This is a genomic window from Burkholderia sp. WSM2230 (assembly GCF_000472445.1).
In the GTDB taxonomy this organism is placed as follows: domain Bacteria; phylum Pseudomonadota; class Gammaproteobacteria; order Burkholderiales; family Burkholderiaceae; genus Paraburkholderia.
Genome location: NZ_AXAJ01000011.1, coordinates 81347 through 102958, shown reverse-complemented (window position 1 = coordinate 102958; position 21612 = coordinate 81347). Strand labels below are relative to the sequence as shown.

General features: G+C 63.4%; 22 protein-coding genes. 6 read left to right on the top strand and 16 right to left on the bottom strand.

Annotated features, from left to right (window positions below; genetic code table 11):
* Nucleotides 1–4: 4 nt before the first annotated feature.
* A complete protein-coding gene (locus A3AC_RS0120800; RefSeq protein ID WP_025601152.1) occupies nt 5–901 on the top strand; it encodes a symmetrical bis(5'-nucleosyl)-tetraphosphatase in 897 nt (298 codons plus the stop codon).
* Nucleotides 902–908: 7 nt separating this feature from the next.
* On the opposite strand, the gene A3AC_RS0120795 is transcribed toward A3AC_RS0120800, so the two are convergent.
* From A3AC_RS0120795 to A3AC_RS0120760, 8 genes are all read right to left on the bottom strand, one after another.
* On the bottom strand, nt 909–1757 hold the full coding sequence (locus A3AC_RS0120795) for a lysophospholipid acyltransferase family protein (RefSeq protein ID WP_025601151.1): 849 nt from the start codon (nt 1755–1757) through the stop codon (nt 909–911).
* An 83-nt stretch (nt 1758–1840) separates the two neighbouring features.
* Nucleotides 1841–3121, bottom strand: coding sequence for a dihydroorotase (locus A3AC_RS0120790; protein WP_025601150.1), 1281 nt, complete (start codon nt 3119–3121; stop codon nt 1841–1843).
* 94 nt (nt 3122–3215) lie between these two features.
* Complete coding sequence (locus A3AC_RS0120785; RefSeq protein ID WP_006048658.1) at nt 3216–4241, bottom strand: aspartate carbamoyltransferase catalytic subunit; 1026 nt, start codon at nt 4239–4241, stop codon at nt 3216–3218.
* Between the two features lie 202 nt (nt 4242–4443).
* Complete coding sequence (gene pyrR, locus A3AC_RS0120780) at nt 4444–4983, bottom strand: bifunctional pyr operon transcriptional regulator/uracil phosphoribosyltransferase PyrR (RefSeq protein WP_025601149.1); 540 nt, start codon at nt 4981–4983, stop codon at nt 4444–4446.
* On the bottom strand, nt 4970–5410 hold the full coding sequence (gene ruvX / locus A3AC_RS0120775) for a Holliday junction resolvase RuvX (RefSeq protein WP_025601148.1): 441 nt from the start codon (nt 5408–5410) through the stop codon (nt 4970–4972). Before ruvX ends, pyrR begins: the two co-directional genes overlap by 14 nt.
* A 10-nt stretch (nt 5411–5420) precedes the next feature.
* Entirely contained in the window at nt 5421–5999 is a 579-nt protein-coding gene (locus A3AC_RS0120770) for a YqgE/AlgH family protein (RefSeq protein WP_013338356.1), read from the bottom strand.
* 288 nt (nt 6000–6287) lie between these two features.
* Complete coding sequence (locus A3AC_RS0120765; RefSeq protein WP_025601147.1) at nt 6288–7697, bottom strand: hypothetical protein; 1410 nt, start codon at nt 7695–7697, stop codon at nt 6288–6290.
* A 257-nt stretch (nt 7698–7954) separates the two neighbouring features.
* A complete protein-coding gene (locus tag A3AC_RS0120760; RefSeq protein WP_007178992.1) occupies nt 7955–8125 on the bottom strand; it encodes a rubredoxin in 171 nt (56 codons plus the stop codon).
* Between the two features lie 283 nt (nt 8126–8408).
* Here A3AC_RS0120760 and A3AC_RS0120755 point away from each other — a divergent pair, with 283 nt between their 5' ends.
* From A3AC_RS0120755 to cysC, 3 genes are all read left to right on the top strand, one after another.
* On the top strand, nt 8409–9269 hold the full coding sequence (locus A3AC_RS0120755; RefSeq protein WP_025601146.1) for a hydroxymethylpyrimidine/phosphomethylpyrimidine kinase: 861 nt from the start codon (nt 8409–8411) through the stop codon (nt 9267–9269).
* A gap of 283 nt (nt 9270–9552) precedes the next feature.
* Nucleotides 9553–10764 carry a sulfotransferase family 2 domain-containing protein gene (locus tag A3AC_RS0120750; RefSeq protein WP_025601145.1) on the top strand — a complete coding sequence of 404 codons (1212 nt, stop codon included), beginning with the start codon at nt 9553–9555 and terminating at the stop codon, nt 10762–10764.
* 17 nt (nt 10765–10781) lie between these two features.
* Nucleotides 10782–11393 (top strand): adenylyl-sulfate kinase, encoded by a 612-nt coding sequence (cysC, locus tag A3AC_RS0120745; protein WP_025601144.1) that lies wholly within the window; start codon nt 10782–10784, stop codon nt 11391–11393.
* A gap of 150 nt (nt 11394–11543) precedes the next feature.
* Here the strand turns inward: cysC and groL are convergent, their stop codons facing one another.
* Nucleotides 11544–13184, bottom strand: a complete 1641-nt coding sequence (groL, locus tag A3AC_RS0120740; protein ID WP_025601143.1) for a chaperonin GroEL — start codon at nt 13182–13184, stop codon at nt 11544–11546.
* A gap of 53 nt (nt 13185–13237) precedes the next feature.
* On the bottom strand, nt 13238–13528 hold the full coding sequence (gene groES, locus A3AC_RS0120735) for a co-chaperone GroES (protein ID WP_008923887.1): 291 nt from the start codon (nt 13526–13528) through the stop codon (nt 13238–13240).
* 460 nt (nt 13529–13988) lie between these two features.
* Here groES and A3AC_RS30495 point away from each other — a divergent pair, with 460 nt between their 5' ends.
* Both A3AC_RS30495 and A3AC_RS0120725 read left to right on the top strand, forming a co-directional pair.
* Nucleotides 13989–14222, top strand: coding sequence for a hypothetical protein (locus A3AC_RS30495; RefSeq protein ID WP_156924649.1), 234 nt, complete (start codon nt 13989–13991; stop codon nt 14220–14222).
* A 167-nt stretch (nt 14223–14389) separates the two neighbouring features.
* Complete coding sequence (locus A3AC_RS0120725; protein ID WP_025601141.1) at nt 14390–15580, top strand: phytanoyl-CoA dioxygenase family protein; 1191 nt, start codon at nt 14390–14392, stop codon at nt 15578–15580.
* Nucleotides 15581–15617: 37 nt separating this feature from the next.
* On the opposite strand, the gene A3AC_RS0120720 is transcribed toward A3AC_RS0120725, so the two are convergent.
* The 6 genes from A3AC_RS0120720 to A3AC_RS0120695 form a co-directional block, all read right to left on the bottom strand.
* Entirely contained in the window at nt 15618–16484 is an 867-nt protein-coding gene (locus tag A3AC_RS0120720) for an alpha/beta fold hydrolase (protein WP_025601140.1), read from the bottom strand.
* A 22-nt stretch (nt 16485–16506) separates the two neighbouring features.
* Nucleotides 16507–17757, bottom strand: a complete 1251-nt coding sequence (gene mhpT / locus A3AC_RS0120715) for a 3-(3-hydroxy-phenyl)propionate transporter MhpT (RefSeq protein ID WP_025601139.1) — start codon at nt 17755–17757, stop codon at nt 16507–16509.
* A gap of 61 nt (nt 17758–17818) precedes the next feature.
* Nucleotides 17819–18838 (bottom strand): 4-hydroxy-2-oxovalerate aldolase, encoded by a 1020-nt coding sequence (gene dmpG, locus A3AC_RS0120710; RefSeq protein ID WP_025601138.1) that lies wholly within the window; start codon nt 18836–18838, stop codon nt 17819–17821.
* A gap of 13 nt (nt 18839–18851) precedes the next feature.
* On the bottom strand, nt 18852–19805 hold the full coding sequence (locus A3AC_RS0120705) for an acetaldehyde dehydrogenase (acetylating) (RefSeq protein WP_025601137.1): 954 nt from the start codon (nt 19803–19805) through the stop codon (nt 18852–18854).
* Nucleotides 19806–19830: 25 nt separating this feature from the next.
* A complete protein-coding gene (gene mhpD / locus A3AC_RS0120700) occupies nt 19831–20610 on the bottom strand; it encodes a 2-keto-4-pentenoate hydratase (protein WP_035475571.1) in 780 nt (259 codons plus the stop codon).
* A 14-nt stretch (nt 20611–20624) separates the two neighbouring features.
* Nucleotides 20625–21611 carry a 3-carboxyethylcatechol 2,3-dioxygenase gene (locus A3AC_RS0120695; RefSeq protein ID WP_025601135.1) on the bottom strand — a complete coding sequence of 329 codons (987 nt, stop codon included), beginning with the start codon at nt 21609–21611 and terminating at the stop codon, nt 20625–20627.
* Nucleotide 21612: the final 1 nt, after the last annotated feature.

Here is a 21612-nt window from a genome sequence, read left to right as displayed (position 1 = left end):
GTCGATGACACCGTCCACCGCGCCTTCCTTCGCTCCATCCACTTTGCAGCAGCGCCCGGCGCCTCTCGCTTTCGGCGACCTGCAAGGTTGCCGCACGCCTTTCCAGCGCCTGCTCGCGAAGGCCGCGCCGCCGGCGGATGCGCCGTTGTGGTTCGCGGGCGACCTGATCAACCGCGGCGCCGAATCGCTCGCCACGCTGCGCGACATCATCGCGCTTGGCGAGCGTGCCGTGCCGGTGCTGGGCAATCATGACCTGCATCTGCTGTCGGTGTCGGCGGGTATTCGCAAGTCGAAAAAAGGCGACACGATCGACGAAATTCTTTCCGCGCCCGACGCCGCCGATCTGCTCGAATGGGTGCGCCACCGCCCGATCGCCTACTACGAAAACGGCATGTTGATGGTGCATGCGGGCGTGGTGCCGCAATGGGACGTGAACCTCACGCTCGAACTCGCCGACGAATTGCAGCGAGCGCTACGCGCGCCGAACTGGAAAGAAACGCTCGCAGGCCTGTACGGCAACGAGCCGAGTCTGTGGACGCCGAATCTGAAGGGCATCGAGCGGCTGCGCGTGACGTGCAGCGCGTTGACGCGCGTTCGCTTCTGCAATGCCGAAGGCGCGATGGACTTCAGCAGCAGCGGCGGCCTGAACGCCGCGCCGCCTGGCTGCATGCCGTGGTTCGACGTGCCGTGGCGCAAGACCGCGGACGTGACCGTGGTGTTCGGCCATTGGGCCGCGCTTGGCCTCATGTTGCGCGATAACCTGATCGGGCTCGACTCGGGCTGCGTATGGGGCGAAAAGCTCTCGGCAGTGCGGCTCGCGGCGAATCCGGCGGAGCGCACGCTGACCCAGGTGGAATGCGAGAACTGCCGCGCGCGCGGCGGCAACGCGACAGTTCGCTAATCCTTCGTCAGACGCTCGGCGAGCGGCCCGACGGATCGACTGGTTCAATCAGCGTCTCGCTGACAGCGGACGGCTCGATCGGCTCCATCGGCTCCTCTATCAGCGCGCCGCTCGCCGCCGTGCCTCCCTGCATTTCGCGCAGCGCGGCGGCAATCACGCCCTGCGCCTCCGCCGCCAGCGTGCGGCGGTCGGCACCAGGCGCCAGCGGCCCGCATACATACACGTGCGCAGTCAGCGGACCCCCGCGCAGCAGCAGATTGAGCGAGTCGCCGAGTGATAGATCGTCGATATAGGCAGGCGCCGTGGACTGCCGGCCCTCGGCGTCCTCGTACATGATGCACAGCGGCTGAACCGGCACGGACGCCGACACCGCCGCCTGAAACATGTTCGCGTGAAACGGCAGCAGCGCGAGACCATTGGACGTGGTGCCCTCAGGAAACACGCACATCAACTCGCCCGCGCCCAGACGGTCGGACAACTCGTGCATGATCCGCTTCGCGTCGCTGCGCTTCTCGCGCTGGATGAACACGGTGTCGAGCTGCTCCGCGAGCCAGCCGACCACCGGCCACTGGCGGATTTCCGCCTTTGAGACGAACGGCGTGGGCCGCCACGCATTGATCACGTAGATATCGATCCACGAGATGTGATTGGCCACCACCAGCGCGCCGCGGTCGAGCCGCGCGCCGTCGTTATGCACGACGAGGCGCATGCCGCACAGACGCAGCATTTTCAGCGACCATGCGCGATTGAGCGCGTGACGCCGGTCGGCATCGGCTTTCGGAAAACGCGTTGTGACGATCCACATGCCGTGCAGCAGATGCGCGATGAGACGGGCTTTGCGTAACGCGAGCTTCATGGTCGGAGCTTTTCCTGGCGGGTCAATATGGGCTCAATGCGGGGCCGGTTCGTGAATTCTGCCGCGAGATCGTGCAGCGAACTTCAGCGCTGTTCGAACGCAACGCGGCCCGACACGATGGTCGCGCGCACGCGCGCCGGCAATTCATAGCCGAGGAACGGCGTGTTGTGCCCCTGGCTCTTCAGCGCGCGCGGCTCGACGCGCCAATGCGCGTGACGGTCGAACACACACAGGTCAGCCACGCTGCCCACCGCGACACGGCCGGCGGCTTCGAGCTCGAGCACTTGAGCCGGCGCAGCCGTGATGCGGTTGAGCGCCTTCGCAAGCGGCACGCCGGTTTCGTCGGCCCATTTCACCGTCAGCGAGAGGAACAGCTCCAGGCCCGTCGCGCCCGGTGTGGCTTCGCCAAACGGCAGCAGCTTTTCGTCGTCGTCGACCGGCGTGTGGTCGGAGCAGATCGCGTCGATCGTGCCGTCGATGAGACCCGCGCGGATCGCTTCGCGATCGCGCTGCTGGCGCAGCGGCGGGTCGAGCCGGAACTGCGCGTCGAAGTAGCCGATGTCGAGGTCGATCAGATGCACGTGATTCACGGTGACGTCGCACGAAACCGGCAGGCCCTCGGCCTTGGCCGCGCGCACGAGCGCAATGCCCGCCGCCGACGACACATGCGACAGATGCACCCGCGCGCCCGTCACGCGCACGAGTTCGAAAATGGTATGCAGCGCGATGGTTTCAGCCGCAACAGGCACGCCGGAAAGACCCAGGCGCGACGCCAGCGCGCCGCTCGCGGCGACGCCGCCCTTGCCGAGATACGCATCGACCGGACGCAGCCACACCGTGAAGCCATAGGTCTTCGCGTATTGCAGCGCGCGCATCAGCACCTGCGTATCGACCACCGGCGAATCGGCCTGCGAAAAACCGATGCAGCCCGCCTCGGTCAGCTCCACCATTTCGGTGATGACCTGCCCTTTGAGGCCGACGGTCAACGCGCCGAGCGGATACACGTGCGCCTGATCGAGATTGCGCGCGCGGAATTTCAGCATCTCGACGAGGCCGGGCTCGTCGAGCGTCGGATCGGTGTCCGGCGGGCACACGAGGCTCGTCACACCGCCCGCGAGTGCCGCTGCCATTTCCGATTCGAGCGTGGCCTTGTGTTCGTAGCCCGGCTCGCGCAGGCGCGCGGACAGGTCGACGAGGCCCGGCGCGACATGCAAGCCGCGCGCGTCGATGGTTTGCGTCGCCTCGAAACCGGCGGGCGCGTTGCCGAGCGCGACAATCTTGCCCGCCGCGATGAAAATGTCCTGCTGCTGCTCGGTGCCCGCTGCCGGATCGATCAGCGTGCCGCCTTGAATATGAATCTTCATGCGCTGCCTTTTTGTTTCAGCCGGGTTTGGCCAGATTCTGCGTTGTTTGCCGCGTATGCGTGGTTGCGGTGGGCGCGTTGGTCTTAGCCGCGCATCAGTCGTTGTTGCCCGCGACAATGCCCATCACCGCCATGCGCACCGCGATGCCGAACGTCACCTGATTCAGGATCACCGATTGCGGACCGTCCGCCACCTGCGAGTCGATTTCGACGCCACGGTTCATCGGGCCGGGGTGCATCACGATTGCATCCGGCTTCGCCAGCGCGAGCCGCTCGGGCGTCAGGCCCCAGCTCTTGAAGTACTCCTGCGCCGAGGGCAACAGCGCGCCGCTCATCCGCTCGTTCTGCAGACGCAGCATGATGATCACGTCGACGTCTTTCAGGCCTTCGTCGAGGTTATGGAACACGCGCACGCCCATCTGCTCGAGTCCGCCCGGCAGCAGCGTGCGCGGGCCGATGGCGCGCACTTCCGGCACGCCGAGCGTGGTCAGCGCATGAATGTCCGAGCGCGCGACCCGCGAATGCAGAATGTCGCCGACAATCGCCACGCGCAAATTCGTGAAGTCCTTCTTGTAGTGGCGGATCGTGTACATGTCGAGCAGCCCCTGCGTGGGGTGCGCATGACGGCCGTCGCCGGCATTGATCACATGCACATGCGGCGCACAGTGCTGAGCAATCAGATACGGCGCGCCGCTCGACGCATGGCGCACGACAAACATGTCGGCGTGCATGGCCGACAGGTTGTTGATCGTATCGAGCAGCGATTCGCCCTTGCTCGTCGACGACGCATTGATGTTCAGATTCAGCACGTCCGCCGACAAACGCGTGGCCGCAATCTCAAACGTGGTGCGCGTGCGCGTCGAGTTCTCGAAGAACAGATTGAACACCGACTTGCCGCGCAGAAGCGGCACCTTTTTCACCTCGCGATCCGTCACGCTGACGAACTGGCTCGCGGTGTCGAGAATGTGATTGACGATCGCCTTCGGCAAACCCTCGATCGACAACAGATGCTTGAGCTCGCCGTTCTTCGTGAGCTGCGGGTTGCCCTTCAGGAAACCATAACGGAAGCGCTCGGTGGCGCTATCGGCGGAATCCTGCGGAGCCTGGGTGGCGGTGTTCATGATGTACCTGCTTGAAATACGGGCTTCAACGTGTGGTTGCGATGCGATGTGCGCGTTGGGCGCTGGGTGCTGGATGTCGCTCGTCTTTCGTTTCGTCTTTCGTTGCTCGTCGCTCGGGTGGCGCTTCGCAGTTGGCTGATGCGGAGCTCGGCGGTGAGCGCGGCGCTTTTATTGCCTCGCTCCCAACGCTTCTGCGCCGCACTCAATCAACGCGTGCTTCGGTGTGAAACGTGAAACGCGGCTGCCCCGCGCCGCCGCTCTGGTCGCGCGCGAGCACGAGCGTTGCGTCCGCGGGCACGTCCACCACGCCGCCGACGAAGCGCGCCGCCACCGGCAGTTCGCGCCCGCCGCGGTCGGCGAGCACCGCCAGTTCGACCGCCGCAGGGCGGCCATAGTCGTACAACTCATTGAGCGCCGCGCGAATCGTGCGGCCGGTGTACAGCACGTCGTCGAGGAGCACGATGCGCCGGCCGTCGACGGAAAAAGGCAGCGACGTCGGGCTCGCCTGCGCGTGCAGCCCCTTCTTCGCGTAGTCGTCGCGATGCAACGCGACATTGACGACGCCGTAGCTCGCCAGATTCAGGTCGTGCGCGAGCCGCTCGGCGAGCCACGCGCCGCCGCTGTGGATGCCGGCGAGCACTGTCCCGGCGGCGCCCTCGGCCGCACCGAGCTTCTCGCCGTAGGCGGCGCGAATCTGATCGAGCAGCGTGCGATATAGCGCTTCGGCGTCAATGGAACTCATGGTTGTCGGAAAGTCCGTCAAGATATTGCTGAAGGATGATGCTGGCGGCTTCGGCGTCGAGCATATCCGCGCGGCCCTTGTTGGCGCGCATGCCCGCCTCCGCCTCGACCGACGAATAGCGCTCGTCCACCCACGTCACGGGCAAATTGAAACGGCCGTTCAGCTGATTGCCGAAGCGCTTGGCGAGTTGCGTCATTTCGTGCGGCGTGCCGTCCGGATGCATGGGCAAGCCCACGACGAGCGCGTCCGGCTTCCATTCGGCAATCAGCTTGCCGACTTCCGCGAAGCGATATTCGCGGCTGCGATTCTGTACGATGACGAGCGGCCGCGCGCTTTTCGTGAGCGAATTGCCGACCGCCACGCCGATGCGCTTCTCGCCGTAGTCGAACGCGAGCAGCGTCGCCTCACGCACGCCCGGCAGGCTCATGCGGTGCCTCTCATGCGTGCCCGGCCTCGCCCGACAGCATGGACAGCGAGACGCCCAGCAGCGCGAGCGCGGCTTCGAAGCGCTCTTCGGCGGGCACGTCGAAGACGATTTTCGGATCGGCCTCGACCGTCAGCCAGCCGTTCTTCGAAATCTCTTCTTCGAGTTGACCCGCGCCCCACCCGGCGTGACCGAGCGTGAGCAGAAAACGCTCAGGACCGGTGCCGCTTGCGACCGCTTCGAGCACGTCTTTCGACGTGGTCATCTCGAGCCCGCCCGGCACCGACATGGACGACGTGTAGGTATTCCCGTCTTTCGGATCGTGCAGCACGAAGCCGCGCTCGGTTTGCACCGGGCCGCCGAAGTACACGGGAACGTGAAGAAGAGGCTCGATTTCGAGCTTGAGGTCGATGCGACTGAAGAGCGCTTGCAGGTCGATGTCGGTCGGCCGGTTGATCACGAGGCCGAGCGCGCCGCGCTCACTGTGATCGCAAAGGTAAACCACCGTTCCGGAAAACGTCGGATCGGCCATGTTCGGCATGGCGATCAGGAACTGGTTGGTCAGATTGATGCGATCGGTACTCTTGGACATAGTTCGGATTTTAGCAAAGACGGTGCAGGATGGCGGGCTTTGAGCGTGGAGCGGCGACGTGGATCCTGAAAGCGTGCCGCGAGCCATCGACGGCGAATCATGTTGCACTCTATCACGCACGCGGCCCTTGCCATGCCGCGTATTCGAGGGGCGCGCCGGCTTGCGTGGCGGCCTGTTTGGCGGGTCCGCCGCGTAGCCTTCGCGGGGCTCGCTTCAGTGGTGCGCCGACTGTGCGCCACCGCTTTTGCGCCACCGCTTTTGCGCCGTTTATTCCCCGTTATGCGCCAGTTATGCGCCGCCCTGCTCGATCGCGCGCGTCAGCGCGGCCAGCGCCGCGCCGCTCGCGGGCGGCGCGACGCCCGCCGCCACCTTGTGCAGCGTCGCCCGCAAGGCCTCGGCGGCATGTTCCAGCGCGCTCGCCGCGGGGGCATCGACGATTACATGCGCGCGCACCGCTGGCGTCGAGACACCGGCATGCGCGCGACGGCGCCACGCGAGCCCAAGCGCATCGGCCAGCAGCGCGACGTGGCCGAGACCCAGCGCGCAAGCTGCGGACCCGAGCCGGTAGGCGGCGTCGCCGGCTTGCAGCGCTTCGCCCGGATCGGCCTTTTCGGGCTGATCCGCGGCGCGCGCATGGTCGGCGAGCGCGGCGATGGCCGCGTCGGCTGTCTGCAGAAAGTCCTCGTAGGCATGCGCATTCACACTCAGCACGCCCAGTTCGCGCGTCAGCGAGGTGCGCGCGCTCAACGACTGCGCGTCGACCGCGCCCGCTTCCCAAAGCATTTCGGATGCCTGGGTGCCCGCGACGTGCCAGTCGACCGTCAAGCCGTAGTCGTGCAGCACCTCGACCTGGTCGGCGTCTTCGGCGGCGGCGCCGAACAGCGCGTAGTCGCGCCACAGCAGCGCGAGCGTGGCCCGCACGAGCGAGCGTTGCGCGCGCTCGATGCCGCGCGCATGCTCGGCGAGCGCGAGATTGCAGCGCGCGTAAAAGCGGCGCGCGTCGGGTTCGCCGGCTGCGCGGCCGCTGACTCGCAACGCCCGCGCGCACGCCTTCGCGAGACGCCAGAAATCGTAGGCATCGGGGCCGGCAAGTTCGGTGAATACCGCGTCGAGTTCGTCCAGCGCGGCTTCGGTGGCCGCGCGCGCCGCCATGCTGCCGCTGTCCGGCTGCGAGCGCAGAACCGGCAGCAGCGCCCGTTCATAGCGAGCACGCAGATGAGCCAGTTGCTCGGCCGGCTGCACATGAAACAGCACCGGCGGCACAGGTCGCGCGGTCAGCGCGAGATCTTCGAAAGCGACGGGGGACGCCGCCGTGTGCTCGCCAAGATCGGCGCACAGCGCGCGGTAATGGTTGAAGAGCGTCGGCGAGCAGGCAAGCTCGCGAAGATTGTGACGCTCGAGCGCCGCCCGGAAATCGCGCAGCGCGGCGCCGAACCCCGGCCGTACGCTTTCGGCCTCGGCCGGATCGCCCGCGGCAAGCGGCGACAGGCGCACCAGCACGTCGGCGAAACGTGTGGCGCTGAGCCAGCCGGCGCTGCGCAACGCGTGCGAAGCGCGCACCAGCGCGGTGGTGCAGCCGGTGTGCTGCTCGAAGGCCAACAGCGCCTCGGCCAGCGCCAGCTCCGCGGGACGTACAGCGCCGCCGCGCGGGTTGGGCAATGCGTCGAAGGAAACGGGAGCTGCGGATCGAAGAGTCATGAGTTGGCGACGGAAAGTCGGCGGGCCGCCGTTTGGCGCCGCGCGCAGACTGAGCGCCTTACGCGCGAACCGGCCACTGAACAATGACAAACACACAATGACCAGTGCGCGGATGACGCGTGCGCACTGACGAATACTGAACGACCAATGCGCCGCAAAGACGGGACAATGTCAGCTTACGCTTGCGACACTGCCGATACGGCGACGTTCCGGCGCGATGCCACACCCGGCCGCGCGCCGCCGGCCGCCATTCGACTTCAGATCTGGACCATCTCGAAGTCTTCCTTGCGAGCGCCGCACTCAGGGCAGGTCCAATTGATGGGAACGTCTTCCCAGCGAGTGCCCGGCGCAATGCCTTCCTCCGGCAAACCGGCTTCTTCATCGTAAATCCAGCCGCAAATCAGGCACATCCAGCTTTGATATTCCATTCTTGTGTCGCGTCGTGAAGTCCGTGGAAACGGGAGCCATGATGGTACCGTGTTGCCGCCCCAATGCCTAGCAATGGCAAACGCGCAATCCAACGCGCCAACGGCCTCCGGCAATGCCGGATGGATGGCGCCGGTGGAATGTGCGGCGTGGCGCCACAGCCTGGCCGCGCACTGCGCAGCAAGCCGTCAGGTTGCGAAAAAACGCCCCCGCGTCGGTTTAGGACGCATAATTGAGCCAATTGCGCACCCAGTGCGCCGAAAATACTGCTCCTCTCAAATCTTCATGCCCAGCGACACGCCTCCGATTGTCCTCACCTTCGGCCTTTCCGATCCCACCGGCGGCTCCGGCCTGCAAGCCGACCTGATGACCCTTGCCAGCATGGGTTGTCACGGCGTCTCCGTGCTCACCGGCTACACCGTGCGCGACTCGGCAACCTGCGACGAGGTCAACGGGCTCGATCCAGAAGTGGTGGCGACCCAGGCGCGCATGCTGCTCGAAGACATGCCGATCGCAGCGTTCAAGGTCGGCGCCTGCACCCGCGCGGAGGTGGTCAGCGCGATTGCCGAAGTGGTAGCCGATTACGACGACATTCCGCTGATTCTCGCCCCCGACTTCACGCTCGACGACGAACACGTGCTGGCGGCCGACGAACTGCGCGAGGCCATCGCCGATCTGCTTGCGCCCCAGACCACTTTGCTGGTGGCCGATGCGGCCACACTGCTCGCGCTTGCCCAGCCGGACGGCGACGCGGAAGCACCAAGCCTCGACGCGGCCATTTCGCATCTGCTGTCGCACGGCTGCGAATACATCCTTTCCACGGAAACCGGCACTCACAGGCTCGTCAATACGCTTTTCAGCGAAGACGGCCAGTTACGTCAGGACATGTGGGATCGCGGCAGTAACCGCATCATGGGCTTGACCGACACGCTCGGCTCGGCCATCGCGGCACTCCTCGCCAACGGTCAGGAGCCGGCGGAGGCTGTACGCGAGGCTCAGGAATATCTTTACCAGGCGGTACGCAGCGCATTCCGGCCGGGCATGGGCGCCTATATGCCGGATCGCTTCTTCTGGGCGCGAAGCAGCGACGACGAAACGCCGCCGACGAGCGGCAAGGACGCGGCACCCGGCGAAGCCCGGCACTGACGCGTTTTCGCTTTAGCGCACGTTGCGCGTTCCGCACTCATGGCGCGCCGGCCAGGACGGCACACCTTGCAGTCGCGGGATCCGCCCTATCGCTTCCCACACCTTCTTCAACGAACTTCGCGCAATCTGGCGCTTTCTGCAGCGTGCGGTCCCGCGACGCTGCAGCATTGTCCATTCGGACGTGACGGCGGACGTAAGCGAATTTGAGTTATGTAAACAAACGTTACAATGGCGGCAAAACCGCGCGCTAAACTTGCAGATCGTAATTCTCTTCAGTGGTTATATGTCCGCGCCAACGTTTTTTATCCACCCGCCCAAGAGCGGGGGATCGACGGTAATCTCATTCTTCGACCTGAACAAAGGCAAAGATCAATTCGTCGTGTTTGAGTGGGATAGAGAAGGCTGGGACAACTGCCGCAACAGGTTACTCGAAACGCATATTGGCGGCGGTCATCAATCGTATGGCATTCACAGAAGCCTGAAGACTCCACTCGCCTATTGCACCGTTCTGCGCGACCCCCTTGCGCGGCACATATCGCATTACCGCTATGCGCTGAATGGAAAAAATGGCGAAGTGGCACGCGGCGCAAGTGTGTCGGCAACTGAGGCGCTCGTGCTTCGCGGCACCCTTTCGCTGGATGAGTGGGTAAGCGAGTCGCTCGGCGGCAGGAATATATTCGTGCAAATGCTGAGCGGTCATTCGGCGCCGGACGAACTGAGTCTCGGTATTGCCAAAGCCAACCTCCAGCATTACTTCAGCACGGTCGGCATCTGCGAAAACATGAGCGAATTTCTTCTCCGGCTTTGCGCAAAGACCGGATTGAAATTGCCGTTTTACTTCAAGACGAACATTACGAGCGGTTCGTCTGAACAGATCGGCCAGTTGAGCGAAAGCGCGAAACAGAAATTTATCGACGACAATCGCCTCGATTACGAGCTTTTCGAGCATGTCAGGCGCGAGATTCGCAACGACGCGCACAGGTCAGCCGGCGTGTTCGCGAAAGCTCTGGAATTGGTCGAGAAGATTCAGACCGAGATCAATCGACTTGAGAATCCGTATCTGCATAGGTCCGTGGTGTTCGGCTTCGACGAAGCCTTCCTCGCGAAGGTACACGGCGTGATCGGCCGTTTCGACCTCGCACCGATCGACGAATATCTGCGATTTGCACAGACCGAAACGCAAACGCTTGCGGACATGTACGACGGATTTGTCGACGCGGTGCGCGATGGTGTCGTCTCCGGCTGGGCCGTGAACCTCAGCCGCCCGGAACAAAAGGTGCTGCTCGAAGTGCGCGTCGGCAGCGAAGTCATTGCGCGCGGCTCGAGCGGCGAGCCTCGGCCGGATGTTGCCAATGCCGGCTACCCGAGTGCCTACGCCGGCTTTTCGATCGCTTTGCCGCCGGGCGCGCCCGACGGATTTCATGTCGCTCTCGCCGATTCGGCGGAACAACTGCACAACGCGGGCGTGTGGCGCCAGGGTTGGCACTGCGTTTAAGTTTTCAGGAACATAGAATGAAACAGCCCTGCGGCCCGGTGCAACGCTTTCACGGCGCTATCACGCTTGCGGACAGAATGCGGATTCTTCGTCAGAAGCCGATCACGATCTGGCTCACGGGCCTTTCGGGTGCGGGCAAGTCAACCATAGCGTTCGAACTCGAGCGGCAGCTCGTGGCGCAAGGGCATGCCTGCTATGTGCTCGACGGCGACAACGTGCGCCACGGCCTCGGCAGCGACCTTGGCTTCGACCCGCACGACCGCCACGAAAACATCCGCCGCGTGGCGCATGTCGCGCAGTTGATGAACGACGCCGGCCTGATCGTCATCACGGCGCTCATTTCGCCGATGCACGCCGACCGCGCAATGGCGCGCGACATCATTGGCGCCGGCAATTTCATCGAGACCTACCTGTCGGCATCCGTCGCAACCTGTGCGCGCCGCGACCCGAAGGGGCTCTACGCGAAAGCGCTGGCCGGCGAGATTCCGGCGTTCACGGGCATTTCGGCGCCGTATGAAATGCCGCTGGATCCCGAACTCGTTATCGACACCGCCACTTTGACGCCGAGTGAAAGCGTGGCCGGCATCTTCGGGTACTTGCGCGAACACTGCCTCGCGGTGGCGGCATAGCCGGCAACTGAGTCCAGCAAAAGCACGAAGCCAAAGAAAAACCCGCATTTCTGCGGGTTTTTCTTTGGCGAGGCGCACCTCGCGGCGCGCTTTCCCATGAGCTCCCGGCTGAGCCTCTTTGCGAAGCCCAGACGGAGAGCGGACATGAAGTTACATGTCCATGCCCATGCCGCCCATGCCGCCGGGCATGCCGCCGGGCATCGGTGCGTCTTCCTTCGGCAGTTCGCAAACAGCTGCGTCGGTGGTCAGCAGCAGACCAGCAACCGATGCTGCGTTTTGCAGCGCCGTGCGCGTAACCTTGGTCGGGTCCACGACACCTGCGTCGACCAGGTCGACGTACTCGCCGGTTGCTGCGTTGTAGCCGTAGTTGCCCTGTCCAGCAGCAACTGCCGCCACCACGACGCTGGCTTCTTCGCCGCCGTTCGTGACGATCTGGCGCAGCGGCTCTTCCATTGCGCGCAGCACGATCTTGATGCCTGCGTCCTGATCGGCGTTAGCGCCCTTCAGGCCGGCGATTGCCGTACGTGCACGGATCAGCGCGACGCCGCCGCCAGCAACGATGCCTTCTTCCACAGCTGCGCGCGTTGCGTGCAGTGCGTCTTCGACACGTGCCTTCTTTTCCTTCATTTCGACTTCGGTCGCAGCGCCGACCTTGATCACTGCAACGCCGCCTGCCAGCTTGGCAACGCGCTCTTGCAGCTTTTCACGGTCGTAGTCCGACGTCGCTTCTTCGATCTGCTTGCGCACTTGCTTGACGCGAGCTTCGATGTTCGCAGCTTCGCCAGCGCCGTCGATGATCGTGGTGTTTTCCTTGCCCACTTCGATGCGCTTTGCCTGGCCCAGCTCTGCCAGCGTTGCCTTTTCGAGCGTCAGGCCGGTTTCTTCAGCGATGACCTGGCCGCCGGTCAGGATCGCGATGTCTTCCAGCATGGCCTTACGACGATCGCCGAAGCCCGGAGCCTTCACGGCAACCGTCTTCAGAATGCCGCGGATGTTGTTCACAACCAGCGTTGCCAGTGCTTCGCCTTCCACGTCTTCTGCGATGATCAGGAGCGGACGGCCAGCCTTGGCGACCTGTTCCAGAACCGGCAGCAGATCACGGATGTTCGACACCTTCTTGTCGTGCAGCAGCACGAACGGGTTGTCGAGCACGGCGACTTGCTTGTCCGGATTGTTGATGAAGTACGGCGACAGGTAGCCGCGGTCGAACTGCATACCTTCGACGACGTCCAGCTCGTCTTGCAGCGACTTGCCGTCTTCGACGGTGATGACGCCTTCCTTGCCGACCTTGTCCATTGCTTCAGCAATGCGCTCGCCGATCGACGTGTCGCTGTTTGCCGAGATCGCGCCGACCTGAGCGATTTCCTTGTTGGTCGTGCACGGCTTGCTGATTTTGCGCAGTTCTTCGATAGCGGCCGTCACAGCCTTGTCGATACCGCGCTTCAGGTCCATCGGGTTCATGCCCGATGCGACGTACTTCATGCCTTCGCGGACGATCGACTGAGCCAGGACCGTTGCGGTCGTGGTGCCGTCACCTGCGTTGTCGCTGGTCTTGGAAGCGACTTCCTTGACCATTTGCGCGCCCATGTTCTGGAGCTTGTCTTTCAGTTCGATCTCTTTTGCGACCGACACACCGTCCTTGGTGACCGTCGGGCCGCCGAAGCTGCGTTCCAGGACAACGTTGCGGCCCTTAGGACCCAGCGTGACCTTCACAGCGTTCGCGAGGATGTTCACGCCTTCGACCATCTTGGCACGGGCGGAATCACCGAATACGACGTCTTTAGCTGCCATCTTCTAACTCCTTGAATTCTTGAGATATAACCGGGGAAGTAGCGGCTTTGCGCTTACTTCTGCACCACGGCCATGATGTCTTCTTCGCGCATCACCAGCAGTTCGTTGCCGTCGACCTTGACGGTCTGGCCTGCGTACTTGCCGAACAGAACGCGGTCGCCAACCTTCACGTCGAGGGCGATTGCTGCGCCCTTGTCGTCACGCTTGCCCGGGCCGACGGCCAGGATTTCGCCCTGATCCGGCTTTTCTGCTGCGGCTTCGGGGATCACGATGCCCGACGCGGTCTTGGTTTCTTGATCCAGACGCTTGACGATCACGCGATCATGCAAAGGACGAAGGTTCATACATACTCCTCTCTTGATTGAGACTGAAGAACGCTTGGAAAACCCGGCTGGCCGAGCCAACCGGCGAAGTTGTTAGCACTCTCGTGCAGCGAGTGCTAATTATATGGACGGGTGGTGACAAATTCAAGAAGGGATGCGGAGCGGGGCTGGAGGGGTCGAATTTCAGCTAACTCTGGACTTTGTTCACTTGAGTCTGAACTCTGAGTACGCCACTGCCGACCGAAAATTCTCATGAATACAATGACTTGCTGGACGATCGCCCCTATGTGACGCAGCCGGTCGAGGCCCTCGCCGGCTGTAACCGGCGTGCAACGGGCGGCCCGTACAACGGTCAGTAGAAACCACTAGGACGGGGAATAAAACCGTTCGCGGAGGCATCGACTTCAGCGAAATCGCAAAAGTCCCTCCGCAGTTCATCAAGGCGATTTAACTCGACGTCAGCCCGATCGTCGAAGGATCTTTGCTGGAAGACACTGTCTTTCGCCGCAAGCTTTGTGGCGAAGGCGAGTTCGACTGTCCGGGCTTCAGAGAGGCGGTTCTGAACGCCGGGTTCAATGGCGAATGGTATGGCGTGGAGATCATCTCGACCGAATATCGCAAGCTCCCGCGGCCAGAAATGGCGACCAGGTCGTTCGATACAACCATGGAGCAGTTCCGCAACGTTGAAGCACGGCGACATAAAGCCCATGCTTGATCGACAGCGGGGCATGAGCAAATCGCACGTACTGGTGTTCCCGCTTCGGTCTTTACTGCAGGATGCCTGGAGCGGAACCGCGCCCCGCATCTGATCGCTGCCTTTGTAAAGACGAGGTAACTCCCTGCCCGACGATGCGTCTATGCTTGACGAAAATGGAGGGAGACATGAATGCCACGAAGCAAGGCGGCGAAACCTTGGCAGAGTACTGGTATCGGGAGAGCGGCTGCTCACTCGAAGCTTTCTCGGATCAACTTCGAAAGAAGCCTGATCTGGAGTTGCGATTTGCGGCCAAGACGGAGTGCGAAATTCCCATTTACGATTGCCATGGGCTTGGTGAAGTTCTGGCGGATCCTGTGCGGAAACAGACGCTGCAGGCCGAATGGGCAAACGTGCTTCTCGACGGCGCGGGCGTGCTGATACTGAAGAACGCCTTCCAGGATACCGCACCCGTCGACGAAGCGACTCGCGTCTTCGAAGAGATCATCCGGCAAGAACGTGAATCTGGGACACACGGAGCGGATCATTTTGCCAAAGCGGGCGCGAACGATCGCATCTGGAACGCTCAGCAGAAGCTCTGTCTGCAGGCACCCTCGGTGTTTGTACGCTATTTCTCGAATGCGTTCATCGCATCTGTAGCGCACGCATGGCTCGGCCCTGGCTTTCAGATGACCAGTCAGGTCAACGTCGTTCGCCCCGGTGGAGAGGCACAGCAAGCACATCGCGACTACCATCTTGGCTTCCAGACCGTAGAGGAGGCGCAGCGTTTTCCCGCGCATGTCCATACGATGTCGCCGTTCCTGACGCTACAAGGCGCCGTCGCCCACAGCGATATGCCAGTTGAAAGTGGTCCCACGAAGCTGCTGCCCTTTTCGCAGCGTTATGCACAAGGCTATCTGGCGTGGCGACGTCCCGACTTTCGCAACTTCTTCGAAGCCCACTGCGTGCAGTTACCGCTTGCGAAAGGGGACGCGCTCTTCTTTAATCCGGCGCTGTTTCATGCCGCCGGCGCGAATCGCACGTCAGACGTGCAGCGTATGGCGAATCTGTTGCAGATATCTTCGGCCTATGGGCGCGCGATGGAAAGTGTCGATCGCACGCGCATGTGCGAGGCCGTCTATCCGATACTTCTCGAGTACAAGGCCAACGGCCAGTTGACTGCGACTGACATCGATTCCGTCATTGCATCAACGGCGGAAGGATACGCGTTTCCGACCAACCTCGATCGCGATCCACCAGCAGGTGGCCTCGCGCCCGCGAGTCAGCAAGCGCTCCTGCGCCGCGCACTCGACGAAACGTGGCCCCAATCGATGCTTTGCGAAGCGCTACAACTCCAGGCGTGGAAACGAAGCAGCTGATTTCCCGCGAGCGAATACGGCAGCGCTGCACCCCGCACTACCGCGCCAGAAACGTCAGCACTGTCTGATTGAATCGCTCCGCATGCTCCCACTGCGCCCAGTGCCCGCAGCGACCGAACACGAGCAAGTCGGCATCCGGCATGCCCCAAACGAGACGCAAGCCCACATCCATCGGCACGAAACGGTCGTCGCGTCCCCAGATCACGAGCGCTGGCGCCTTGATCTCGTTGAGTCGATGGCCGTAGTCGGGAAACTGCTTCGGGTTCGCGGCGAGGCTCTTCACGAAGTTCTCCAGATGGTCGCGTCGCGCCAGCATGTTCTGCAGACGCGCCGCCATCAGTTCCTCGGTCATCGTGCTGGCGTCGTACACGAACACGTTGAGCATGCGCTTGAGGTTCTCGAGCGACGGCTCGCGATACAGCGCCTGCAAGAGCTTGATTCCTTCAGTCGGCATAGGCACGAACTGGCTCGGGCCGCCTGTACCGCCTCCCATCAGCACAAGCTTGCCGACTCGCTCCGGATACGACAGCGCAAATGCCACCGCGCTATGTCCGCCCATCGAGTTGCCGACGAAGTGCGCGCGCTCGATGTCGAGCGTATCGAGCACGCTCTTGACGACACGCGCGTTGAGGTCGGAGCGCGAGCCCGTGCAGACGATCGAATCGCTCTTGCCCCAGCCCGGACAGTCGATGAGGATCACGCGATAGCCTGCACTGGCAAACGCATCGACGTTGCGGTAGAAGTTTGCCCAGCCGCTCGCGCCGGGGCCCGAGCCATGCAGCATGACCAGCGTTTCGCCGCCCGCGCCAGTATCGTTGTAGTGGATGCGCAGTTCGCTGTCGCCTTCCATCACGCTCACGAACTTGCTCGTGGCGGCTTCCGTCCATGTTTCGTTGGTCGTCATGTCAATCTCCTCAGACATTCGTTCAAATAGATTCGGTGTGAAGCGCCACCGAGACATCGGGCGTTTCGCGGGTAAGATTCGCGGCCACGGCGAGCGCCCCGATTGCCGCAATGACGATCAACGGAATGCTCGACAGCACCAGCATCGACGCGCTTTGACCGAGCGCCAGCAATTGCCCCGCGATCAGCGGGCCAACCATCGAGCCGATGCGGCCCACGGCCACAGCGGCGCCGACGCCCGTTCCCCGTACTTTCGTCGGATAGGCAGCGCCCGCCAGCGCATAGAGCACAGATTGCCCGCCCACGAGAAACAGTCCGGCAAGCAGCCCGCCGCACGCCATCGATACGCTGCCGGTCGCGCCCGCCAGCGCAAGCAGCGATGCTGTGATGCCGACATACATGCCGACGACCACCGGCCGCTTGCCAATGCGGTCCATCAGCGCCGCGATGACGATCGCGCCAATGCCCCCGCCGATGTTGAACATCATCTGCACGACGCTCGCCTGCACTCGCGTGAGGCCGCGGCTCACGACCATCGACGGCAGCCAGTTCATCAGGAAGTACAGCACGATCAGCGTGCCCAGATAGCTCGTCCACAGCGCGAGAGTCGTGCCGCCACGCCCTTCTTTCCAGAGCGCCTTCACGACACCGCCTCGCGTGCGTTCGTTGGCGGCGATGAAGTGCGTCGACTCCTTCAGATACAGGCCGAGCAGCGGCAAAACGAGAAGCGGCCCGAGACCGCCGACATAGAAGATGTGCCGCCAGCCTTCCTCGCCCGGACTCACGATGCCGATGACCGCCGCCAACGCTGCACCGAAGGGCATGCCGCAATACATCGCGCCGACCGCCACGCCGCGCCGCTCGGGCGAAGCGGCCTCGGCGCACAGCGCAATGAGGTTAGGCATCGCGGCCCCTAGACCCAGGCCAGTGAGAAAGCGCACGATGAGCAGGCTTTGCAGATCCCACACTTGCGTCGTCGCGATGGAGAAGAGGCCGAACAGCGCCACCGACAGCATCAGCACGCGCTTGCGGCCCACGGAGTCGGCGAGACGTCCGCCGATTGCCGCGCCCGGCAGCAGCCCGAGCGCGCCGATGCCGAACGCCCAGCCGAGTTGCGCCACGGCGAGATGAAATTCGGCCGCCATGCGGGGCGCGGCGACGCCCGTCGATTGCAGGTCCAGCCCTTCCAGCAGCGCGACCACGAGGCACAGGCCGATGGTGCCGATGGTGTGCGCTCCGCCGGAACGCACGGGCACGATCGTTGAAGGTTTCATCGAAAAGTCTCCGGTTTAAAGGATGCGGCGCTCTTCATGGCGCTTCGCAAATCGAAAGTTCTCAGGCGTGCGCGGCGCGCTTTTTCAAATCGAGCGCCACGTCGACGATCATGTCTTCCTGACCGCCCACCATGCGACGCTTGCCGAGTTCAACGAGAATGTCCACCGCCTTCAGGTCGTATTTCTTCGCGGCCGCCTCAGAATGCCGCAGGAAGCTGGAATACACGCCTGCATAACCGAGCGCGAGCGTTTCGCGGTCCACGCGCACCGGACGGTCCTGCAGCGGGCGCACGATGTCGTCGGCCGCGTCCATCAGCGTGTAGAGATTCGTGCCGTGGTTCCATCCCATTCGTTCGGCCGCGGCGATGAACACTTCGAGCGGCGCATTGCCCGCGCCTGCGCCCATGCCTGCCAGACTCGCGTCGATACGGTCGCAACCTTCCTCCACCGCGACGATCGAGTTCGCGACGCCGAGCGACAGGTTGTGATGCGCGTGCATGCCGGTTTGCGTGTCAGGCTTCAATGCGCCCTTCAGTGCGCGGAAGCGATCGCGCACATCGTTCATGTTCAGCGCGCCGCCCGAGTCCACGACATATACGCACGTCGCGCCGTAGCTCTCCATCTTCTTCGCTTCGATGGCGAGGTTCGCGGGCGTGGTCATGTGGCTCATCATCAGGAAGCCGACCGTATCCATGCCGAGTTCGCGCGCGTACTCGATGTGCTGCTTCGACACGTCCGCCTCGGTGCAGTGCGTCGCGATACGCACGACGCGCGCGCCCGCGGTGTGCGCGGCCTTCAGGTCGTGGATCGTACCGATGCCCGGCAGGAGCAGCGTCGCGACCTTCGCGTGCGTGACGACGTCGGCGACAGCTTCGATCCATTCGAGATCGCTGTGCGCGCCGAAACCGTAGTTGAAGCTCGAGCCTTGCAGGCCGTCGCCGTGGGCGACTTCGATGCTGTCCACCTTCGCTGCATCGAGCGCACGGGCGATCGCCTGCACGTCGTCGATCGAGTACTGGTGACGAATCGCGTGCATGCCGTCGCGCAGCGTCACGTCGGAGATATAGAGTTTCTTGTCCATGTTGGCGTCCACTTTATGCTGCTGTATCCACGAGCGTTCCGGCCATGCGCTCGGCGGTAGCGAGCGCAGCGGACGTCATGATGTCGAGATTGCCTGCATACGCAGGTAGGTAATGTGCCGCGCCTTCGACTTCGATGAAGATCGACGTCTTCAGCCCGCTGAATTTGCCAAGGCCCGGTATGTTGAGCGGCGCGCTCTCGGGAATCACATCGAACTGGACTCTTTGCTTGAGCCGGTAGCCGGGCACGTAGGCGTTCACGGCCTTGGCCATCTCTTCGATAGAAGCCTCGACCTTGGCCTGATCCGTCGCTTCCGACAGCACATATACCGTGTCGCGCATCATGAGCGGCGGCTCGGCCGGGTTCAACACGATGATCGCCTTGCCTTTCTTCGCACCCCCAACAACTTCGATCGCTTTCGAAGTGGTCTCGGTGAACTCGTCGATATTGGCGCGCGTGCCAGGACCGGCCGACTTGCTGCTGATCGATGCGACGATCTCCGCATAGTGCGCTTTGGCGACGCGCGATACGGCGGCCACCATCGGAATGGTCGCCTGTCCGCCGCACGTGACCATGTTGACGTTGAGCGCATCGAGATGAGCGTCGAGGTTCACTACCGGCACGCAGTATGGGCCGATGGCGGCGGGCGTCAGATCGATCATGCGGATGCCGGGCTTGAGATTGCGCAGAAACGCGTCGTTCTTCACGTGCGCTCCGGCGGAAGTCGCATCGAACACGAAGTCGATTTCCTCGAACACGGGCAGGCGTGCCAAACCTTCCACGCCTTCGTGCGTGGTTGCTACACCGAGACGTGCCGCGCGTGCAAGTCCATCCGATCCCGCATCGATGCCGACCATCGCCGCGACTTCCAGATACTCGCTGCGCCGCATGATCTTGATCATCAGATCGGTGCCGATGTTGCCCGAGCCGATGATCGCGGCTTTGCGTTTGGGGTTGTCTGTTGCCATCAAGTGTCTCCGTATGTTTCGTGAATCATTCGCTGAAGGTGGCTCGCACGTCGCCGAGGCCTTCGATCTGTGCGAGGTATGAACCGGGGCCTTTCACCGTGACCATCGGACCGAGCGCGCCGGTCAGAACCGTGTCGCCCGCACGCAAGGGCGTGCCGAGCTCCACCATTCGGTCCGCGAGCCACGCCGCGGCGTTGAGAGGATTACCGAGGCAGGCCGCGCCGTTGCCGCGCGACAGCACCTCGCCGTCGCGAGAAAGCGTCATCGCGCATGCCGTGAGATCGACGTCGCGCAGCAGCACCGGACGGCTGCCGAGCACGAAGAGCCCGCTCGACGCGTTGTCCGCGACCGTGTCGAAGAAGCGGATGTTCCAGTCGCGAATTCGGCTGTCCACCACTTCGATCGCGGCGACGGCGTATGCGGTCGCGCGCATCAGATCCGCGAACGTGTGCTTCTCGCAAGTCAGATCGTGTTCGAGCACGAGCGCGATCTCGGCTTCGACCTTCGGCTGGACCAGCGACGCGAGCGGCATCGGCTGGTTGTCGCCGTAGGCCATCGACGCGAACAGCGTGCCGAAGTCCGGCTGATCGACGCCGAGCTGCTGTTGCACTGCGGCCGACGTGAGGCCGATCTTTCTGCCGACAATGCGTTCGCCCTTCTCCACGCGCAGATTGACGTTGACCTGCTGGATTGCATAAGCGAGCGCCACGTCGCCTCCTTGCACTTCGTCGCGTACGGGCGCAATCGGCTCGCACGAGCTTTGCGCTTCACGCAGGCGCGCAGCGATGGACTGAATGTTCGACATGTCGTGTTCTCCTTTCACGCGGGTTCGTTACTGGTGGCCGCAGCGATATGCAACGGCGCGCGTCGGCTCGAACGCGCGTGCATGGCGCCGAAGCCCGCGATCCACTCGGGAATCGCACGGTAATAATCGATCGAGGCTTCGTACGGCCCGCACGCCGCGAGCGCGCCGAACGCCGCGATCCACGTGCGGATTTCATGAGCAGACTTCCCCGCGTCACGCGTGATCGCGTCGTTGGTGAAACCGTCGGCGGCGGCTACGTCACCGCGCGCCAGCAGTTCGAGAAACGCGCGATCCCACGCCGGATTCAGCGGATGCAGACGGCTCTCGCCCGAGGCGAACGCTTTCGCGGCCGCAACGGTGCGCGACTGGCGCGCATCGCGCGATTCCGGCGACGGATTGCGTCCCGCGATCAGCCGTTCCGCGACGACGTCATCCGCGCCGTGAATCTCCGGAACCGGCGGCTCATGAGAAATGCCGCCCGAACCGAGCAGCAGCACACGCCGCTGTGCACCGGCGACGAAGCGGCCGATGGCCTCGCCGAGCAGCCGCGCGCGGCGGCAGGAAGCTATCGGCGGCGCGACCGAATTGATGAACACCGGCACCACCGGGTACCGATCGAGGCCACCCGTCATCACATCGAGTGCCTGCGCGCAACCGTGGTCAACTTGCATGCGATACGACACGGCGACGTCGATGTCACTTGCGAGCACCGCATCGGCGAGGGCGAGCGCGGCCTCTTGCGCGACGCCAAGCGGCCCAGCGGCGCTGCCAAAGTCGCCGATGGCGGTCGCATTCGCGCCGATGCAGAACTGCGGCATCACGTCGTAAAAGAAGCCGTTGTAGTGATCGGGCGCGAACACGATCACGAGTTCCGGGTCGAACTGGCGCACGCGTTCGCGGGCCGCGCGTTGCACCCGCTCCACTTCAGCGACGACTTCCGGCGCGGGATCGTAGTAGCCCGAGAGCGGCGTGTGGGACATGCACTCGAGATGAATGGTCATG

Coding starts and splice junctions, on each gene's coding strand:
- mhpD (WP_035475571.1), bottom strand. CDS start 20,610: ATGTCGAACATTCAGTCCATCGCTGCGCGCCTGCGTGAAGCGCAAAGC.
- pyrR (WP_025601149.1), bottom strand. CDS start 4,983: ATGAGTTCCATTGACGCCGAAGCGCTATATCGCACGCTGCTCGATCAG.
- A3AC_RS0120760 (WP_007178992.1), bottom strand. CDS start 8,125: ATGGAATATCAAAGCTGGATGTGCCTGATTTGCGGCTGGATTTACGAT.
- groL (WP_025601143.1), bottom strand. CDS start 13,184: ATGGCAGCTAAAGACGTCGTATTCGGTGATTCCGCCCGTGCCAAGATG.
- A3AC_RS0120705 (WP_025601137.1), bottom strand. CDS start 19,805: ATGGCAACAGACAACCCCAAACGCAAAGCCGCGATCATCGGCTCGGGC.
- A3AC_RS0120755 (WP_025601146.1), top strand. CDS start 8,409: ATGCCCAGCGACACGCCTCCGATTGTCCTCACCTTCGGCCTTTCCGAT.
- A3AC_RS0120695 (WP_025601135.1), bottom strand. CDS start 21,611: ATGACCATTCATCTCGAGTGCATGTCCCACACGCCGCTCTCGGGCTAC.
- dmpG (WP_025601138.1), bottom strand. CDS start 18,838: ATGGACAAGAAACTCTATATCTCCGACGTGACGCTGCGCGACGGCATG.
- A3AC_RS0120795 (WP_025601151.1), bottom strand. CDS start 1,757: ATGAAGCTCGCGTTACGCAAAGCCCGTCTCATCGCGCATCTGCTGCAC.
- cysC (WP_025601144.1), top strand. CDS start 10,782: ATGAAACAGCCCTGCGGCCCGGTGCAACGCTTTCACGGCGCTATCACG.
- A3AC_RS0120800 (WP_025601152.1), top strand. CDS start 5: ATGACACCGTCCACCGCGCCTTCCTTCGCTCCATCCACTTTGCAGCAG.
- A3AC_RS0120790 (WP_025601150.1), bottom strand. CDS start 3,121: ATGAAGATTCATATTCAAGGCGGCACGCTGATCGATCCGGCAGCGGGC.
- A3AC_RS0120720 (WP_025601140.1), bottom strand. CDS start 16,484: ATGACGACCAACGAAACATGGACGGAAGCCGCCACGAGCAAGTTCGTG.
- mhpT (WP_025601139.1), bottom strand. CDS start 17,757: ATGAAACCTTCAACGATCGTGCCCGTGCGTTCCGGCGGAGCGCACACC.
- A3AC_RS0120785 (WP_006048658.1), bottom strand. CDS start 4,241: ATGAACACCGCCACCCAGGCTCCGCAGGATTCCGCCGATAGCGCCACC.
- ruvX (WP_025601148.1), bottom strand. CDS start 5,410: ATGAGCCTGCCGGGCGTGCGTGAGGCGACGCTGCTCGCGTTCGACTAC.
- A3AC_RS0120770 (WP_013338356.1), bottom strand. CDS start 5,999: ATGTCCAAGAGTACCGATCGCATCAATCTGACCAACCAGTTCCTGATC.
- A3AC_RS0120750 (WP_025601145.1), top strand. CDS start 9,553: ATGTCCGCGCCAACGTTTTTTATCCACCCGCCCAAGAGCGGGGGATCG.
- groES (WP_008923887.1), bottom strand. CDS start 13,528: ATGAACCTTCGTCCTTTGCATGATCGCGTGATCGTCAAGCGTCTGGAT.
- A3AC_RS0120725 (WP_025601141.1), top strand. CDS start 14,390: ATGAATGCCACGAAGCAAGGCGGCGAAACCTTGGCAGAGTACTGGTAT.
- A3AC_RS0120765 (WP_025601147.1), bottom strand. CDS start 7,697: ATGACTCTTCGATCCGCAGCTCCCGTTTCCTTCGACGCATTGCCCAAC.